The sequence below is a fragment of the Rhodococcus sp. 21391 genome (genome assembly GCF_016772255.1).
In the GTDB taxonomy this organism is placed as follows: domain Bacteria; phylum Actinomycetota; class Actinomycetes; order Mycobacteriales; family Mycobacteriaceae; genus Rhodococcus_F; species Rhodococcus_F opacus.
This window is the reverse complement of sequence record NZ_CP063781.1, coordinates 3,186,434-3,204,139: the sequence shown is the minus strand read 5'-3', so window position 1 is coordinate 3,204,139 and position 17,706 is coordinate 3,186,434. Positions and strand designations below refer to the sequence as shown.

Genomic DNA, 17,706 nt, shown 5'->3' with positions numbered 1-17,706 from the left:
CGAAAGGAACACCATGCGCAGCACCACACGCCCCGGTGTGCGCCGGTGGCTCACCGCGGCCGCCCTGGCCGCCGCGACCGTCCTGACCGTCACCAGCTGCGGCTCACCCGACGGCGGAAAAGACGACCAGGCGCGCGAACTCCTCCCGCCGTCCGCCGTCGACACCTCCGACGGCCTGCGCATCGACGGCGAACTCGTCGCCGACAAGCAGCTCTACGACGCCGCCAAGAACGACACCGTCATCTTGTACTCGGGTACCGGCAAGGAAGCCGAAGACCTGACCGCGGCCCGCTTCATGCAGGAAACCGGCATCAACATCGAACTGACCCGCCTGCCCACCAACAAGCTGGCCGAGCGCGCGCTCTCCGAACACGGAGCCGGCCAGCTGCCGGCCGAGATCATCCGCATCACCGACCCTCGGGTCGCCCGCGAGTTCGAGAAGCAGAACGTGTTCGTGCCCTACCAGACCCCGTTCCACGACCTACTGGTCCAGCAGAACACCGGTGTCCGCGACACGTTCGTGAACTGCTACTACTTCGTCAACGCGATGGGCTACAACTCCGCGATGATCGAGGACGACCAGCCCACCAAGTGGGAGGACCTGACCGATCCGCGCTATTCCGGCAAGCTCGGCGTCGTGTCGGTGACCACCGGCGGCACCTTGAACGCCCTCGCGCACTTCCAGATCGAGACCCTCGGCGAAGACTTCCTGAAGGCGCAGGGCGCGCAGAACCCCCGCATCTTCGACTCCACCTCCACCGAAGTCGACGCCCTCGCCCGCGGCGAGATCGCAATCGGTTCACTGAGTTTCAACAACGCCTTCGCCGCCCAGCTCGCGGGCGCCCCGATCAAGCTGGTCATCCCGGACAAGGGTGTCTCCGGATCGGAGAACCTGATGGGAATGACCGCCAAAGGTGCGCAAAGCCCGGCCGCGAAGGTCTTCATGAACTGGACCATGTCGAAATCGGGCCAGAGCTTCGCCGCCGCACAGGGATTCGTCTCGGCCCGCACCGACATCGGGCCGGTCAAGGCCGGTGAATACCAGCTGCCGCAGGCGAACTCGCCGCAGTTTCACCTCTTCACCGAGGAGCAGTTCGCGCAGTATGCGGTCCGTGACGAAGAGATGTGGAAGAAGGCCTTCAACTACATGGGCTGACAAGACCGTCCGCACGATTTTTCCGCCGTTATCCCTACCCACTATCTCTATAGAGTATTGACTTAGGAGTGATCATGACCGCCGTACTGACCGAACGTGAGGCCCTGCTCGACTCGGTGCGTTCGTTCGCCCAGCGACATCTCGCCGACGGGGCGCTCGCACGCGCCCACGACCCGAACTACTCCTGGGACATCGCCCAGCTCCTCGGCGCCCAGGGCCTGCTCGGGCTGACCATTTCTGCCGAGGACGGCGGCCAGGGTGCCGGACTGGCCGATGCGGTCGCCGTCATCCAGGAAGTGGCGATGGTCTGCCCGAAGAGCGCAGACATTCTGCAGGCCGGCAACTTCGGTGCCATCCGCACCTTCGCCGAGTTCGGAACACCGGAGCAGAAGGCCAAGTACCTGTCCGATCTGATCGCGGGCCGGACCCTCATCGGTCTCGGGATGAGTGAGCCCGAGGCCGGGTCGGCGGCGACGGAGTTGACCACCAGCGCCACCGAGGACGGCGACGGGTACCGGATCAACGGCACCAAGATCTGGGGGACTCACAGCGTCGATGCCACCTTGTTCCTGGTCTACGTCCGATTCGGACCCGGGACCGGCAACATCGGCTCCATCCTCGTCGAACGCGGCGCGAAGGGGCTGACCCTCGGAACCCCGTCGACGTACATGAGCGGTGAGCAGTGGGCACAGCTGTACTTCGACGACTGCTGGGTGCCGAAGGGGAACGTCCTGCTCGGGCCGGGCGGATTCAAGAAGCAGATGAGCGGATTCAACGTCGAGCGCATCGGCAACGCCTCCCGCGCTCTCGCTCTCGGCCGTCTCGCGTTCAACCTCGCCCGCGACCATGTCAGCGAACGCAGCCAGTTCGGCCGCACCCTCAACGAATTCCAGGGTTTGCAGTGGAAGTTCGCCGAGGTCGCGGTCGCTCTCGACTCGGCCGAGTTGCTCCTCGATCGGGCCGTGCGGAACGCCGCCGCCGGGCTGCCGTCCGCCTATGAGACCTCGGTGGCGAAGCTGGCCGCCAACGAAGCCGGTTTCAAGGCCGCCAACGAGGCTATGCAGGCCATGGGCGCACTCGGTTACAGCACCGAATCCCTGGTCGAATACTGCATGCGCCGGACCCGCGGCTGGATGATCGCCGGCGGCTCCATCGAGATCCTGAAGAACCGGATCGCCGAGGAGATCTTCGGCCGCCGCTTCAGCCAGCGTCGATGACCGGAAGGACACGCTCCATGACACAGCAGGTGTCCCCACTTTCCCTCGGCACCACCCCGGTCACCTACACCGTCGAAGACCGGGTGGGGGTTCTGACCATCGACAACCCCCCGGTCAACGCCAGCAGCGCCGCGGTACGCGCGGGCCTGATGTCCGGACTCGAGGTGGCCGAAGCCGACGACGACGTCGACGCGATCGTCCTGATCGGGGCGAGCGCCAACTTCGTCTCCGGATCCGACCTGCGCGAGTTCAGCGGCCCGGTCCCCGAACCGCAACTGCCGTCCGTCATCGCCGCCATCGAGGCCAGTGCCAAACCGGTCGTCGCGGCGCTGTCAGGCGCCACACTCGGGGGCGGCTTCGAACTCGCGCTCGGATGCGACGGCCGGATCGCACTTGCCGGTGGGGTGGTCGGGCTCCCCGAGATCCCGCTGGGCATGATCCCCGGCGCCGGCGGCACCCAGCGGCCGATGCGCCTGGTCGGGCCGGCCCGCACACTCGAACTGGTCACCTCGGGGGAGCGGCTGCCCGTGGAGCAGGCTCACCGCGAAGGACTGATCGACGAGGTGGTCACGGGCTCCCCTCGCGCACAGGCGATTCGCTTCGCCCGTGCGCTGCGAGGCAAACGCATCCTGCGGAATCTGCCCGTTCGCGGTGCCGATCCCGGTGAGGTAGAGCAGGTGGCAACCACGGCGCTCCGCAGATCGGCCCGGCCGCAGACCGTCGCCGCCGTCGGTGCGATCCTCATGGGTGGCTCCGCGCCAGCGGACCGGGCCTTTCAACATGAGCGCGCGGAGTTCAACAGGCTGCGGAACGGCACCGAATCGTCTGCGCTGCGGCACCTGTTCTTCGCCCGCCGGGCTGCCCTGAAAGCTAACCGGCCGGCTCTGCCGCGAGAACTGAAGTCGGTCGGTGTCGTCGGCGCCGGGACGATGGGTGCGGGCATCGCCCGCGCCTTCGTCGAGGCCGGTGTCCCGGTGGTCCTCGTCGATCAGCAGCGCCAGGCAGCGGCTGCGGCGGCCGAACGGCTGCAGCGCACCTATCAGGGCATGGTCACTCGCGGTCGACTCACCGAATCCGATGCTCAGCACCATCTTTCCCTGCTGACTGCCGGGACAACGATCCGCGACCTCGAGGAAACCGATCTGGTGATCGAGGCCGTCTACGAGGACCTGGAGGTCAAGCAAACGGTCCTGCGCCAGCTCGAGGCCGTCCTGCGCCCGCACGTGCCGCTGGCGACCAACACCTCGTACCTCGACGTCAACGAGATCGCCGCTGCGGTTGCCCGACCCACCCGGGTGCTGGGGATGCACTTCTTCAGCCCCGCCCACCGGGCCGCAGTGCTCGAAATCGTTCGCGGCGAGAAGACCTCGACAGAAGCACTGGATGTGGCACTGACCGCCGCGAAGGTACTGGAGAAGATGCCGATCCTCGCCGGTGTCTGCGACGGGTTCATCGGCAACCGGATCTACAACGCCTACCGCCGACAGTGCGAACTCATGCTCGAAGAGGGCGCACTCCCACAGCAGGTCGACGCGGCTCTCACCGAATTCGGTTTCGCCATGGGACCCTTCGCGGTCTCGGACATGTCGGGTCTCGACATCGCCTGGCGGATGCGCAAGAGCAAAGCGGGTGCCCGCGACCCCCGGGAACGGTACCCGGACGTCGCGGACGCGCTGTGTGAACTGGGCCGATTCGGGCAGAAGACCGGGGACGGCTGGTATCACTTCGAGCCCGGATCGCGCACCCCACACCCGGACAGCACGGTCGAGGCCCTCATCGAGCAGTCCTCGCAACGCAAGGCCATCACACGAGCGGCGTTCACCTCTCAGGACATCGTCACTCGCGCGTTGGTCACGATGGCCAACGAGGCCGCACTCCTGCTCGCGGACAAGATCGCCGACCGGCCCTCGGACATCGACCTGATGCTCACCCTCGGATACGGATTCCCCACCCACGAGGGCGGGATCACCCACTGGGTCGGGCGACAGGATCGCCGCTTCCTCGAACACGAACTCGACGCCCTGGCAGCCCGCACCGGGCACGGCTTCACCAAGGGAGAGCTCGACCTGCTGCGTTCCTGAGAACGACGAGTCGCCCGGTGAGCGGCCACCACCGTCCGAGACCGGCGCCGTCCGGGGGGATGCCCGACGATCCACTGGCGGCCCCACGGTCGCGATGCCGTGCACGTCGACCCGAACCAGACGGGTCACGCCCAGGGCGCCGGTGCTGGGGTCACGCTGGCGGAACAGCAGCAGAAGCCCGTCGTCGATGGTGTTCATCGACTCGATGTCGCCCCACCCGCTGGCACTGCTCGATACCGCATCCTGATCCGGTCGGACCAGAAACAGCTCGGCCGCATTACGGCTCGGCACCGCCACGGCGAGCAGGACCTCGCCGTGGGCGGCGCCGTCGCGGATCGGCGCATCGCTGACCTTGGCCGCGGTGCCGTCCAGGTTGAAGTGGTAGATCCCGTCCCAGCCACCGACCCAGCACCCTCCCGCATGCGCCCACACGCGCCGGGTCCGGACTGCCGGAGGGTTGTCGAAGATCTGCCCGGAAAGTGTGTACTCGGCGACGTGGCGGTGGGAGTCGAGACGGACGACCAGGGGGCAGCTCACGGTCGACCAGCCACAGGTCGGTGCCGTGTGCGACACGGCGCCGGGGACCACACTGGGGCGCAGCGGTGGCGGTGGGACGTCGGTCAGGTCCAGATCGACCAGCACGCCCACCTCGCAGTTGCCGTCTCGGTGGTTCGGGTGACACCGGCGAAGAAACGCGGTGCGGTGGTGACCTCGCGGTAGTGGCGGGCCCCGGGCATCTGCTTCCACGGGGAGTGCGGGATATCGTGGTCTCGGTGGTCTCGGTGGTATCGGTCGGCGGCCACCTGGACGCGGATGATCCGACCGCGGATCCGTCCGGTGGTGGCGTACGCGAGGTCACCGATCAGTCGCCCCGTGACTTCGACCTGACCGAGTACCGGACGGCGGGTGTATCAGGTGGCCGTCCAGCCGGCACCACGCAACAGCACAGCCCAATCCCACCACTGCTCACCGGTTCCGGGTTGCTGGCGTGCGGGTTTGCCCGAGTGCAGAGGTTCGGCCGAGGCGCGGAGCGTGACGATCGACAGATCGGCGGGGTCGGTGGGGAACTCTTGGGACAGCAGCGGAAACTCGCCGATCACCCCCGACTTCCGGTGGTGGTGTCTCGCCGTCCTCGACCGACGAATCCGTCACCAGCACCGGCAGGTGCGTTGGTGGACGCCACTTCTCGTGCTGATCGGTCACTCTGTCAGCTTGCACGAGGTAGTGCTGTCCTCACCGACTTTCCGAGGATGGAGCGTCGAGATGAGCCAACGCACCGATCGTCGGCAACGAGGTGCCGGTCAAGGATCGCTCTTCGACCCGCGTGAGCGTACTGGTCCGAGTCGCCCTACCTGGGCATACCCACGCGCCGGCGGTGGCCGGAGCCCCTGTCCCAGGTTCCGCTTCCCGAGGTGACGGCGGTTGCACTCCGATCTGGTCCGCCGCACCGCCGAGGTCGACCGCACCGCGGCAACCGCTCTGGCCCCTATCCGCTGTGGTGCGCCTTCGCGACGGTTCTGTCCGCCAGCATCTGGCACCGCAACCGGAGCCGCTGATCGGGTTTTCCGCAGTTGCACAGGGCGCACAGGCTCCGCGATAGAGCCTGGAAATCAGTGATGACGCAGCTCGTCGATCAGCTCACCCTTGCGCTTGGACGAGTACCCCGACATCCCCAGCTCTTTGGCCCTCTTCTTCAGCTCGTCAACCGTCCAGTCCTCGTATGATCCGGACTTGCCTCCCTTACGGCCGACGATAGAGCGTCCCTTCTTCGCGGACGCGTTGGCGATCCGGGCCGCTTTCTGTTTCGATGCACCGTCGTCCCGTAATTCCTCGTATTGCTTCTCGTCTTTGATCGACGACCTGGCCATGAGTCGACTCCTCCCGTGCAACGTCTGACGTCCGGCGAGTACCCGCATTCGGTGGAGATACGCCCGCTGCGAACACATCAGGGTGTCTGCAACCAGCCCGGCGGGAACGAACAGGGAGGCACCTCGGTCAGCCCCGCCTTATTCCGATGGCCCCCACCCGCCAGGTGAGACACGAACATGAGACGGAATCGGGCGTCGGTCGAGCGCACCCGCGCGAACAACGTCCGCAAGGGGATTCCTCGAATACCGTGCTCGTCAACGGCTCCTGCCGCACTAGTCATTCCGTGGCCAGGACCGGGTCGGCAAGCGCGCCGCAACCTCGGCCGCGGACGTCCGAACGGGCGATTCGCCACGCCACGTGACGACGGGAGTACGGTCGATCTACTCTTTGTGTTCGAACCCGTGCCGCACCACCTCTATCCCGTCGGAGGTGGATTCCCCGACTGGCAAAGAACTGGGTTCAATCATGGCCGTTCTTGTTCCGGCTGCGTTGAGCTACAGGAGTCCTGCGATGGACATCAGCGGTTGATCATCGATGTCTGCGTTGGCGGGCCCGGCACCAAGGCCTCCGCAGTCCGCTGGACGCCGCGGCGTCTCGGCTCGTCGAGACTCTGTTGGTGATTGGCGATGGAGACTGGAAGACCCGTCGGTAATTCAGGCTACCGCGCGAGTCGCCGCATCGAGACAGGTCGGGGGTGGAAATTCCTGTTCAGCGGCATCGGGTGTGATCGCGGTCGCGTTCTCAGCGGCTCCTCAGCTACCGGCGCCGATACTGCGGCCGTGAGAGATGCAGGACAAGTCTCGGTGTCATTGGCGTCGGTGCTCGGCGCACCGGTCCATACGAACCTGGTCGGGCGGGCCCACGACACGGTTGCCGAACTACAACAGAACGGTGCCGCGACGCTCGCCCTGGCCGTCCTGGCCGTCCTGGTCGGGGGTGTGGCGATGTTCCTCGGAGCGTCGATGTGGCGGAGTTGGTCAGGTGAGCGGCGTGCGACCGGATCTGCGCTGGTCGGTCTGCAATGTGCCGGATTGGCGGCGGCGCTGATCGCGCTGGCCTACCAGGTCAGAGTAGGGGCCTGGTTGATTAGTGCAGACCCGGCGGTCCTGGGCTGGTTCGCCGAGCACAGGTCGAACTCGGTGACCGGCCCGGCTATCGCGGTCACCGATGCCGGCGGACCGGCGGGCACCATTGTCCTCGCGGTCGTGTTCGGGGCGGTGCTGGCCCGCCGGGCCCGCTCACCGATCCCCGCGCTGGTCCTCATCGGGACCGTGGGCGGCGCGGCCCTGGCCTCCACCATGACGAAATACGTTGTCGGGCGGACTCGCCCACCGATCGTGACGCAGGTGCTGCTCGAGATGGACCACTCCTTCCCGTCCGGTCATGCGACCGGGGCGATGGCGTTGTTCACCACGGTCGCCGTCATGGTCGGGTACACACTGCCGCCGATCCGTCGAGCCCTGCTGCTGATAGTGGCCGCGGCGGTGACGGTCGTGGTCTCTGCAACCCGCCTGTACCTCGGCGAGCACTGGCTCACCGACGTGATCGGCGGCGTGCTCCTCGGCGGCCTCGCCGCGGTGATCGGCGGTGCGCTCTACACGGCCTGGATGGACCGCACCCGCACCCACGGCTGGCAGTCGACGACCCCGAATGAGAACGCCGCGCACCCTGACCACACCAACAAGACGACGGCGGGACGCGCAGGATGAATGTGGCACTGGGGTTCGCGTTGCCGGACGTGGCCAGAACCTGGCGAGCTCATACCCGGCGGCCTGCGCCCATGTGCGGTGGACGCACTTTCAGCGTACTTTCAGCTTGCATGTGTGACGATCTGGCAAAGTGACATCAACAACCGAACAGCGACAGCGGTTTCGTCCCGCGCGCCATGCACGACATTGCTTCGGCATGGTGATCCGAGCTGTGAGCGCTGAACGCGCACTTCGATCAGAGTTGGATCGCTGCGCTGACGGGAGGCTGGGAGGAAGGGGGGCGTTGGTGATCTTTCGTTTTCCGGGTGTGTATCGGCCTCAACATGATTCGCGGCTTCTTGTGGATTCGCTCGGCGACGAGCAGGTGGACGCGGGTACGCGGATTCTGGATTTGTGTGCGGGTGCTGGGGTGGTCAGCGTGTGGGCGACTCGGTCCGGTGCGCGCAGTGTGACCGCGGTCGACGTTTCGCGTCGGGCGTTGGTCAGTACCTGGCTCAATGCGGCGGTTCGCGGGCACCGTGTGCGGGTTGTTCGCGGTGATCTGGTGTCGCGAGTACGTCACCGGCGGTTCGACTTGATCGTAGCGAACCCACCGTATGTTCCTGCCGAGCACGATGGGCTGCCGGCGAGGGGTCGTGCGCGGTGTTGGGACGCCGGGCACGAGGGGCGGGCGTTGTTGGACCGTATTTGCGGCGATGCCCCGGACCTCCTTGACGAGGGGGGCCGGTTGATTCTCGTGCAATCGACGCTGAGCGGCACGGAGAAGACGCGAGTGATGCTGGGGGAAAGCGGCTTACATGTTGAGGAAGCACGCCGTGTCCGCGTCCCGTTCGGTCCGGTGCTGCAAGCACGACGGGATCTTCTCGTTGATCGCGGTTTGATCGGGCCACAGCAGTGCACCGAGGAGCTCGTCGTGTTCCGGGCGGTCAAATGAGCACCCAGCTGACGCATTCCAAGTCGTCCGGCCGGTTGGTGCCACTGACCGCGGCGCAGCAGGCGATCTGGCTTGCGCAGCAGCTGACCCCCGAGGTGCCCTACGTCATCGCTCAGTACGTGGATCTGAGCGGGCCCATTGAGGTGGAGAAGCTGTGCGAGGCGCACACGCGGGCGATGGACGAACTGGGCGCGGAGGTCGTGCTGGTCGACGTCGACGGACACCCGTATCAACGTGAGAGGATTCGATCGGCAGGTCAAGTCCTGGTTTTGGACTTCCGCGCCGAACGCGACCCGGCCGAGTTCGCGCGGGAGTGGATGCGACGTGACTGCACGGTCCCACTCGCGATGGGCGATGACTCGCTGGTCTTCTCGCGTGTTCTGCGGGTCGGTGACGATCGTGTGTTCTGGTATGCGCGTGCCCACCACCTCGCATTGGATGGATATGCGGCGATGCTGCTGATGCAACGGACCGCGCAGTGGTACGTCGCGGCTCTCGGCGGCGGCGAGCCGGGTCCGCACCGGGTGGTGGGGCCCGAGCAGTTGAGCCGAGCGGATCGGGACTATCGATCGTCGGGGCGGTTCGATGCCGATCGTGAGTACTGGGCCGGGCTCGCCCCTGATCTGCCACCGGTGGTCAGTCTTGCCGGGCGGAGCGCTGCGCCCCGGCCGGCTGTCCGGGTCACCGGCGACCCCATTGCGGTGTCTTCCATGCCGATGCCGGGGGGCCGGTCCGTCCTCGATCGCACCGCTGTCCTCGTGGCGGCGTTCGCCGTCTATTTGGCACGGATGACTGACGTCGACGACGTCATGGTGTCTCTTCCGGTGACGGCCCGCACCACCGGATCGTTGCGGGCGGCGGCGGGCTCGGTCTCGAATGTGGTGCCCTTGGCACTGCCGGGGATCGGGGCCACGACCGTCGAGGAAGCGATCGGAATCGCCCGGGCGGCACTGATCGCGGCGTTGCGCCATCAGCGGTATCGGCGTGAAGACATTGGTCGTGAGCGCGGCACGGCCATTGGTGAGCTCGCCTCGTTCGGCCCCGTGCTGAATTTGATGCTGTTCGAACCGGACATCAGCCTCGGTGCGGTCACTGGTCGCGTGCACGTTCTCACGACCGGTCCGACCGCGGATCTGGCGGTGAACATCTACCCGGGCTCCACGGATCTGATGCCGCGGATCGACTTCGAAGCCAACCCCGCCCTCTACGGCGAGCGGGAACTGAGCAGCCACCACCGCCGGTTTACCCATTTCCTGCAGACATTCGTGACCGTTATCGGTGAGGACTGCGCCGTCGCCGACCTGGAGTTGTTTCTGCCCGGGGAACGCGAGGTCCTGACACCGGCGCGCGGCCCGGCCGATGTCGAATCGGCAACCCTCACACAGTTACTCGCCGCCGCTACCGGTGCATCCGGTGAGCGAATGGCGGTCCGCGACCGCGGACGATCCTTCTCCTACCGGGATCTCGGCCGTCATTCGACCGCGTTGGCCGGCAGGCTGCTGGGTGCCGGCATCGGTCCGGAAGATCTCGTGGCGGTTGCCGTACCCCGTTCGTACGAATCGGTGGTCGCCGTGTGGGCGGTCGCCGCCGCCGGCGGAGCCTATGTCCCCGTCGACCCGACGTATCCGCGTGCACGCATCCAGTACATGCTCGACGACTGCACACCTGTTGTCGGCCTGACCTCCTCCGACACTCGGGACCAGCTGCCGGCAACGGTGCGATGGCTCACCGTCGACCTCGATACCCTCGACGTGCCGCCACCGCGCCCGGTGCGCCCGGTGCGTCGGGAAAATGCCGCGTATGTGATCTACACGTCCGGGTCGACCGGCGCACCCAAGGGTGTCGTCGTCACCCACGACGGCCTGGCCAATCTCGCGCAGGAAATCCGCGACAACTACGCGCTCTCCGCCACCTCGCGGATCCTGCATTTCGCTTCCCCGAGCTTCGATACAGCACTGGTCGAAGTCCTCGCCGCCGCCCTGGCCGGCGCCACCTTGGTGGTGACCCCACCGGACGTCGTTGGCGGCCACGAACTGGCCGATCTCCTGCGCGACGAACACGTCACCCACGTGCTGTCGACCCCGTCGGCGCTGGCGACGGTGAACCCTGACGGCCTCGACGACGTGGAACTCGTCCTGGTCGGCGGTGAGGCGTGCCCACCGGAACTGGTGACGCGCTGGGCGCACCACCGGACGATGCGCAATGCTTACGGCCCGACCGAAACCACGTGCAGTGTCACACTCAGCTCCCCGATGGCCCCGGATCGGCCGGTGACGATCGGTGCACTGATGCGCGGCGTCGACGCGGTGGTGCTGGACCGGCGCCTGCGGCCGCTTCCCTCCGGCGCGGTCGGCGAACTGTATCTCGGCACCACCGGGTTGGCCCGCGGTTACGCGCACCGAGGGGGGATGACCGCCGGCCGGTTCGTCGCCAATCCGTTCGGCAAACCCGGCTCGCGCCTGTTCCGCACGGGCGACCTGGTCCGATGGACACCCGAGGCGACACTCGAGTACGTTGGCCGCAGCGACGACCAGGTCAAAGTCCGCGGGTTCCGGATCGAACTCAGCGAGATCGACACCGCCCTGCGTGGCCACCCAGATGTGGAGTTCGCGACGACCGTAGTCCATAACAGGGCGGGGGATGCGCTGCTGGTGTCGTATGTGCTGTTGCGGACGTCGTCGGAGGTGACTCCGGCGATGCTGCGGGCAGCGGTAGCCCAGCTGCTGCCGGACTACATGGTGCCCGCGGTGATCACCGTCTTGGACGACGTTCCGCTGACGCCGACGAAGAAGCTCGACCGGGCTGCCCTGCCGGCCCCCGAGTTCGGCTCCGTCGTTCCCGCGGCGCGGCCGCCGCGCACACCCGATGAACACGCGGTGGCTGGCGTGCTCACCCGGGTACTGTGCACCGACGTCGTGGACGCGGAATCGTCCTTCTTCGACCTCGGTGGGGATTCGCTCTCCGCCACCCGGGTGATCGCGGCACTCAACGCCGATTTCGGCGCCCAGTTGGGGGTGCGCGATCTGTTCGAGTTCCCCACCGTCGCCGCCCTCGCCCAGCTTCTCGCAGAGGAACACCCGGAGTCCGGTGGACTCTCCTCGCTGCGCGCGTTCGCAACACAATTGCTGCCCCAAAGGGTCCCACTGGCCCCAGCGCAGCAATTCCTCGACCGCACCGCAACCCGCCCAGCCCTGTACAACCTCCCGTTCACCGTCACGATCCGCGGTGTCCTCGACATCGAGGCGCTGCGCGATGCCACCACCGACGTGCTCGACCGGCATCACCCCCTGCGCACGGTGTATCCCGATTCGGCGGACGGCCCCTGCCAGCGGTTCCTCGACGTCACCGACGCCGTCCCCGACCTCACCCCGATACACGTCACCGCCTCCGAACTTGCGCAACACATCCGTTGGCTGCTGCACCGTGGCTTCGACGTTCGTACCGAACCGCCGTTGCGGGCCACACTGTTCGCCACCGGGCCCGAGGAGCACCTGCTCGCGTGCGTGATCCACCACATCTCCGCGGACGGGTGGTCGCTCGCAGTCCTCGCCCGCGACCTGTTGACCGCGTATGCGTCCCGTGCTGCGGGCACCGCGCCGAGGTGGGCGCCGCTGCCGGCGCAGTACGCGCACTACAGTCTCTGGCGGCACGACCTTCTCGGCGACGACGCTGATCCCGGCAGCCTCACGGCTCGTCAGATCGAGTTCTGGAGAGCCGAACTGGCACGGTTGCCCGGGGAACTGACGCTGCCGGCGGACCGACCCCGTCCACAACGGTGGACGTATGCGGCCGGCCGGCTGAGCTTTGCGATCGACGAACAAACGCACCGAGCACTGTTGCATGTCGCCCACGCGCGGCGGGCGACCATGTTCACCGTGCTGCATTCAGCGCTGGTACTGCTCCTCGCACGCCTGTCCTCCCAGCGCACGATCGCGATCGGCACACCGACAGCCGGCCGCACCCACCCCGACCTCGATGACGTCGTCGGCATGTTCGTCAACACTCTCGTTCTCGGCTCGACGGTCGAGCCAGACACATCCCTTGCCGACCTTCTCGACCAGTCCCGCGACACCGAGCTGAATGCGTTCGCGCACGCCGACGTCCAATTCGAGCATCTCGTCGACGTGCTCGACCCGCCCCGATCACCGTCGCTGCACCCGTTCTTCCAGGTCGCGTTGTCCCTGAACAACTTCACCGCAGCCACCCTCGACTCCGACGGACTGGAGTTCGAGATCGCACCGCAACCGCTGGATATCGCCAAATGCGATCTGCACTTCCACTTCACCGACCACCACAATGCCGATGGTGACCCGGCCGGCATCGACTGTGAACTGGTGTATTCGGCCGATCTGTTCGACCGCGACACCGTCGCCGGATTCCTCCCCGTGCTGCGCGCCATCCTCGCCGAGGCCGTCGCATGAGGTTGGGCACCGCACCGGCACCGGGGCGGCGGATGCGGTGTCGGTCAGACTGAACACCATGGACCGCCGCAGCCTGAACCCCGGAAACTGGAATGTGCGGGTGCGATCCACCGCGGCCGCGGTCCTCGCCGTCACGGTGTGCCTGCTCCTCGCCGGCGGGGCACTCCTGTTCGTGCTGTACCGCAATCTCGAACACTCCGCCCGAGCCGCCGCAGACTCACGGTCCCACCAGATCACCGAGCAATTGCGCACTCAGCCGCCGCAGGAACTCGACGCATCGCTACTCGCCACCGACGGCCAGATCGGGGCCGTCCAAATCCTCGACAGCGCCGGAAACGTGCTCGCCACCTCGGCCGGGATTCCGTCGTCACCGGTCCTCGCCGCCCCGCTGCCACCCGGCGAGTCCGCCTACCTCGGAAACCTCCACTTCGGGCACGAACGCGACTACTGGGTGGCCGCCCACGGCACCATGTCCCTCAACGGGCCGGTCACCGTGGTCACCGGTGCCGACCGCGAACCGGTTGAAGGTGTCCTGGCCACTGTCGCGGCGCTGCTCGCGATCGGTGCGCCGGTCGTCCTCGGCTTCGTCGCCGTCGCCACGTACCGGCTCATCGGCGCGGCCCTGCGCCCGGTGGAGAGGATCCGCGCCCGTGTGGCGGCGATATCGACCGATCAACTCGACGAGCGGGTTCCCGTGCCGGCGGCCCGGGACGAAATTGCCGATCTCGCGGTCACCATGAACAGCATGCTCGCCCGGCTCGAGGCCGGGCATCTGGCCCAGCGGCGTTTCGTCAGCGACGCCTCGCACGAACTGCGCAGCCCGCTGGCGACCATCACCGCCGCACTCGAACTCGCACAATCCCGTCCCGAATTGATCGACATGGCCCTGGTCGACGAGTCGTTGCTTCCCGAAGCCCGACGAATGCATGCGTTGGTCGAAGATCTTCTCCTGCTCGCGCGTGCCGACGAAGACTCACTGACCCACCTGCGCGTCGACGTCGATATCGACGATCTGATCCTCGCCGAACGCGCCCGCCTCCGGGGCCTTCCCGGCATAGCGGTCTCAGCCACCGTCGACCCTGTCCGGGTGGCCGGGGATCCGCAGCAGTTGGCCCGGCTGGTCCGCAATCTCGTCGACAACGCCGTCCGCCACGCACACACCCGAATCACCCTTGCCTGCCGCAGGTGCGAGGGGAACGCCGTCATCGACGTGACCGACGACGGGCCGGGCATCGCTCCGGCGGACCGGGCCCGGATCTTCGAGCGATTCGTCCGCCTCGACACTCCCCGAACCCGCGAATTCGGTGGTTCCGGACTCGGTCTCGCCATCGCCGCCGAGATCGTTGCCGCACATCACGGGTCGATCGATATCCGCGATCATGAAGATGCGGGTGCGCACTTCGTGGTCACGCTCCCGATCGGCGACGACCCCTATGTCTCCGACGGCATCGAATAGCCCACGCCGCGGACGGTGTCGATGCTCGTCGTGCCGAACGGGGCGTCGATTTTGCGTCGAAGGTAGCCGATGTAGACCTCCACGATGTTGTCGTCGCCCTCGTAATTGACATCCCAAACAGATTGCAGAATATCGTGTTTGGTGACGACCGCACCGGCGTGGCGCATCAGGTATTCGAGCACGCTGTACTCGCGGGGGGTGAGCTGGAGGCGGGTGCCTCCGCGGGTGACCCGCCGCATGGCCGGGTCCAACTCGAGCCCCGCAGCACTGAGAACCGGGGGCCGCGGCGGAGCCCCACGTCGCACCAGCGCCCGCAACCGGGCCACCAGCACCACGAACGAGAACGGTTTGACCAGATAGTCGTCGGCACCGAGGTCGAACGCATCGGCGAGGTCGTATTCGCCGTCCTTGGCCGAGAGCATCAACACCGGCGTCCACACCTGCTGCTGCCGCATCTCCCGGATCACGTCGTACCCGTGTTTGCCGGGCAACATGATGTCGAGAACCACTACATCGAAGCCGCCACTAACCGCGGCCGCCAACCCGGCCACACCATCGTGCTCGACCTGCACGGTGCATCCATCAGCCGTCAAGCCGCGCCGCACCGTCTCAGCCAGGCGCGTTTCGTCCTCGACCAACAACACCCGCACCGCCGCCTCCTCCAACATCATTCCGCAATCAGTGGACCCCAACGGTACGACCGGCAGCGCGGTTACCGCCCTACCGGACCCGGACCCGGACCGGTCGAAGGTGCTGCACCTGCAAATTTCCGGACCAGCACCGGAAGGATGACGCGCCCGTGCGAAGGTCGGAGTGTCGGAGGCCCCCAAGATTGCCGGTGTTGCGGTGAGCGCCTCGGAGTCGCAAGGGAGCCTGGTGTGCCTTGGTGATCGACAGTTCATCGACGGCGTAAATGCGGAGGACTCCCGTACCGTGCGCACTTCAATCGACCCTGGGGCACCACCATCACCTGGTTTTCCAGCGCCGTCGCGCCGGTCTGCTCATGTCCGCACCCGGGCTACATCGACCCCCGTGTCCTGGGCGAAGTCGTCCCGGGCTGTGTCCGGTGCCATCCCGATAGTCGCCAAACCCAGCAGTACCCCCGCCAGCGCAAGCACCAGCGGCGCGGTTGCCGGGGTACCACCGACAGCGCCGGTCGATGCCAGCCACAGATGTTCCCAGGCAGGCAGCTCCGCCCATGCGTACTTGTGGTTGAGGACCCTGGTGTCGAGGTTCGCGCTCACGTGCTCATACACCCCGAACAGAGCCGCCGGAGCGGCGCACAGAGCGATGATCCGGGCCTGCACGATGGCGATCCGTGAACGGTTGAACACGACGATCAACGCCGAGCAGACAAGCACACCCAGCACAATCCACGGCACGATCTGCTCCGAACTCTTCCAGTGCCGCAACGATGCCAGCTCAACCGCGACGAATGCGGATGAAAGCACAGACAGCGCGAGCAGTGCCGCCTGAAACCGCGCGACAAGCCGTGCTGGACGTGCGCCTCCGTGGTCCGGGGCAACCACCTCATCGTCCATGCCCGCTCATCTCCTACTGTGGGGCCAGAACACTCAAAATCGTGTCCAGCGTCTGTTGATCGATTCCGTATTTGCCCAATCCCGTCGCCAGGGTGTCGGACATCGTGTCGGGACTATAGGGGCCGTACTCCGTGACCTCCTTCGCCCACTTACCCGCGTTGCTGACGCCAGCTGCCTCGAACGCCGCCTGAATCTGACTCTGGCTCGCCGGGTTCGGGTCGACCTGAGCCACTCCCGCGGCACCGCCGCCTGGGGTCATGGTGGAAGACGCAACCACCGACGTTGTCGGACTCGGCGACGACCCGGTGCCACTGTCGTTGGAGCTGCATCCTGCAAGCAGGCCGGCAGAAAGCAGAAGCGGAATGCCGAACTGGACGATCTTTTTCGCATAGTGGTCAACCTACTTTCGGTGTCTCGGCAGCGCCCTGGCTGTCGGCTGAGAACAAGCTGGCAGAGCACGCCACGGGCCGCGACCGTCTCGCGAGGGAAATGCTCCCCGATACCCGACCGACATGACCGCCATGGTTCGCGCTGGCCGCTGAAGAAATGCTGAAAGCAGTGCCTGACGTCGACTTGCGCCATCGACCGGCGGACCCCGCCGCCGACACCACCGTGCCGTAGCTCGGTAAGCGGTCAGCCGCGACGGTAATCGTCTGCTGGCACCGACACTGACAACGTCGGGATCGACACCTGATCCGCCGAGACCGTGCACGGATTACAGATCAACATATTGACCAATCTCAGGTGGTCATCGCGTTGGGCAGTGGACTTTGGGGCTCGCGCAGAATTCACTGGTAACTGATGGATTCGATGAGCTGCGCACGCAATCCGCGAGTTGCCAGCGGATTCCGAGACTCGTCGGCCGAGAGGCAACCGACCTCAGCGCACCGTTCAACGCACCAGCCGGCGATCTTCACCGGACGGGTCAAATGGCGATCCGCCAGCTCAGACCGATGCCGGGTGAATGCCCCTGTCTGGGACGATGCCGGTCAGTGTTCGGCATTCGGGACGCCTGCCAAGGGAGAACCGGCAGTCCGGAGGCCGCCTCGGCAAGCACCCGCATGAGCAGACGGGTCTTGCGGTTGACGGTGGCGTCGGCCTATTCGCTCGACTGTCGACACGATGATCCCTTCGGGTCCGCGCACGTAGGCCATCCACCAGATGTCCTCGTACTGACCGATCCCGCCGACCAGGCCGTTGCCGTCTGCGGCCACTCGGTGGAGGCCGCCTGGAGGTCGTCCACCTCGAGCGCCACGTTGCGTATTCCTAATTCGGTGGACATAGCCTTCGCTGACAACCGGCGTAGCGAAAAGTTCTCGGAA

At 66.5% G+C, this 17,706-nt stretch carries 12 protein-coding genes and 1 pseudogene; 7 read left to right on the top strand and 6 right to left on the bottom strand.

The features are described 5' to 3' along the window. Positions 1-13: 13 nt before the first annotated feature. From GO592_RS15000 to GO592_RS14990, 3 genes are all read left to right on the top strand, one after another. Entirely contained in the window at positions 14-1,156 is a 1,143-nt protein-coding gene (locus GO592_RS15000; protein ID WP_007297028.1) for an ABC transporter substrate-binding protein, read from the top strand. 74 nt (positions 1,157-1,230) lie between these two features. Further along, a complete protein-coding gene (locus tag GO592_RS14995) occupies positions 1,231-2,373 on the top strand; it encodes an acyl-CoA dehydrogenase family protein (RefSeq protein ID WP_007297027.1) in 1,143 nt (380 codons plus the stop codon). Between the two features lie 17 nt (positions 2,374-2,390). Continuing rightward, positions 2,391-4,454, top strand: coding sequence for a 3-hydroxyacyl-CoA dehydrogenase NAD-binding domain-containing protein (locus GO592_RS14990; protein ID WP_007297026.1), 2,064 nt, complete (start codon positions 2,391-2,393; stop codon positions 4,452-4,454). Positions 4,455-5,365: 911 nt separating this feature from the next. Here the strand turns inward: GO592_RS14990 and GO592_RS14985 are convergent. Then, entirely contained in the window at positions 5,366-5,554 is a 189-nt protein-coding gene (locus GO592_RS14985) for a hypothetical protein (RefSeq protein ID WP_007297024.1), read from the bottom strand. A gap of 510 nt (positions 5,555-6,064) precedes the next feature. Next, positions 6,065-6,322 (bottom strand): DUF7218 family protein, encoded by a 258-nt coding sequence (locus GO592_RS14980; RefSeq protein ID WP_007297023.1) that lies wholly within the window; start codon positions 6,320-6,322, stop codon positions 6,065-6,067. Between the two features lie 780 nt (positions 6,323-7,102). On the opposite strand from GO592_RS14980, the gene GO592_RS14975 reads away from it, so the two are divergent. The 4 genes from GO592_RS14975 (at position 7,103) to GO592_RS14960 (ending at position 14,843) form a co-directional block, all read left to right on the top strand. Next, positions 7,103-8,032 carry a phosphatase PAP2 family protein gene (locus GO592_RS14975; RefSeq protein WP_237720391.1) on the top strand — a complete coding sequence of 310 codons (930 nt, stop codon included), beginning with the start codon at positions 7,103-7,105 and terminating at the stop codon, positions 8,030-8,032. A 286-nt stretch (positions 8,033-8,318) separates the two neighbouring features. Beyond that, positions 8,319-8,966: a HemK2/MTQ2 family protein methyltransferase gene (locus GO592_RS14970; protein WP_007297021.1), complete on the top strand. Its 648-nt coding sequence runs from the start codon at positions 8,319-8,321 to the stop codon at positions 8,964-8,966. Continuing rightward, entirely contained in the window at positions 8,963-13,387 is a 4,425-nt protein-coding gene (locus GO592_RS14965) for a non-ribosomal peptide synthetase (protein WP_202715196.1), read from the top strand. The genes GO592_RS14970 and GO592_RS14965 overlap by 4 nt, the downstream gene beginning before the upstream one ends. Positions 13,388-13,424: 37 nt before the next feature. Further along, positions 13,425-14,843, top strand: a complete 1,419-nt coding sequence (locus tag GO592_RS14960; RefSeq protein ID WP_007297019.1) for a sensor histidine kinase — start codon at positions 13,425-13,427, stop codon at positions 14,841-14,843. On the opposite strand, the gene GO592_RS14955 is transcribed toward GO592_RS14960, so the two are convergent. From GO592_RS14955 to GO592_RS44440, 4 genes and pseudogenes are all read right to left on the bottom strand, one after another. Then, positions 14,819-15,493, bottom strand: a complete 675-nt coding sequence (locus GO592_RS14955) for a response regulator transcription factor (RefSeq protein ID WP_039951077.1) — start codon at positions 15,491-15,493, stop codon at positions 14,819-14,821. The genes GO592_RS14960 and GO592_RS14955 overlap by 25 nt on opposite strands. 351 nt (positions 15,494-15,844) lie before the next feature. Beyond that, positions 15,845-16,384: a hypothetical protein gene (locus tag GO592_RS14950; RefSeq protein WP_007297017.1), complete on the bottom strand. Its 540-nt coding sequence runs from the start codon at positions 16,382-16,384 to the stop codon at positions 15,845-15,847. A 13-nt stretch (positions 16,385-16,397) separates the two neighbouring features. Further along, positions 16,398-16,616 (bottom strand): hypothetical protein, encoded by a 219-nt coding sequence (locus GO592_RS44445; RefSeq protein ID WP_007297016.1) that lies wholly within the window; start codon positions 16,614-16,616, stop codon positions 16,398-16,400. 865 nt (positions 16,617-17,481) lie between these two features. Beyond that, positions 17,482-17,678 (bottom strand): annotated as a pseudogene (locus tag GO592_RS44440) (VOC family protein); the annotation flags it as partial. Positions 17,679-17,706 lie beyond the last annotated feature (28 nt).

Coding starts and splice junctions, on each gene's coding strand:
- GO592_RS15000 (WP_007297028.1), top strand. CDS start 14: ATGCGCAGCACCACACGCCCCGGTGTGCGCCGGTGGCTCACCGCGGCC.
- GO592_RS14995 (WP_007297027.1), top strand. CDS start 1,231: ATGACCGCCGTACTGACCGAACGTGAGGCCCTGCTCGACTCGGTGCGT.
- GO592_RS14990 (WP_007297026.1), top strand. CDS start 2,391: ATGACACAGCAGGTGTCCCCACTTTCCCTCGGCACCACCCCGGTCACC.
- GO592_RS14980 (WP_007297023.1), bottom strand. CDS start 6,322: ATGGCCAGGTCGTCGATCAAAGACGAGAAGCAATACGAGGAATTACGG.
- GO592_RS14965 (WP_202715196.1), top strand. CDS start 8,963: ATGAGCACCCAGCTGACGCATTCCAAGTCGTCCGGCCGGTTGGTGCCA.
- GO592_RS14950 (WP_007297017.1), bottom strand. CDS start 16,384: ATGGACGATGAGGTGGTTGCCCCGGACCACGGAGGCGCACGTCCAGCA.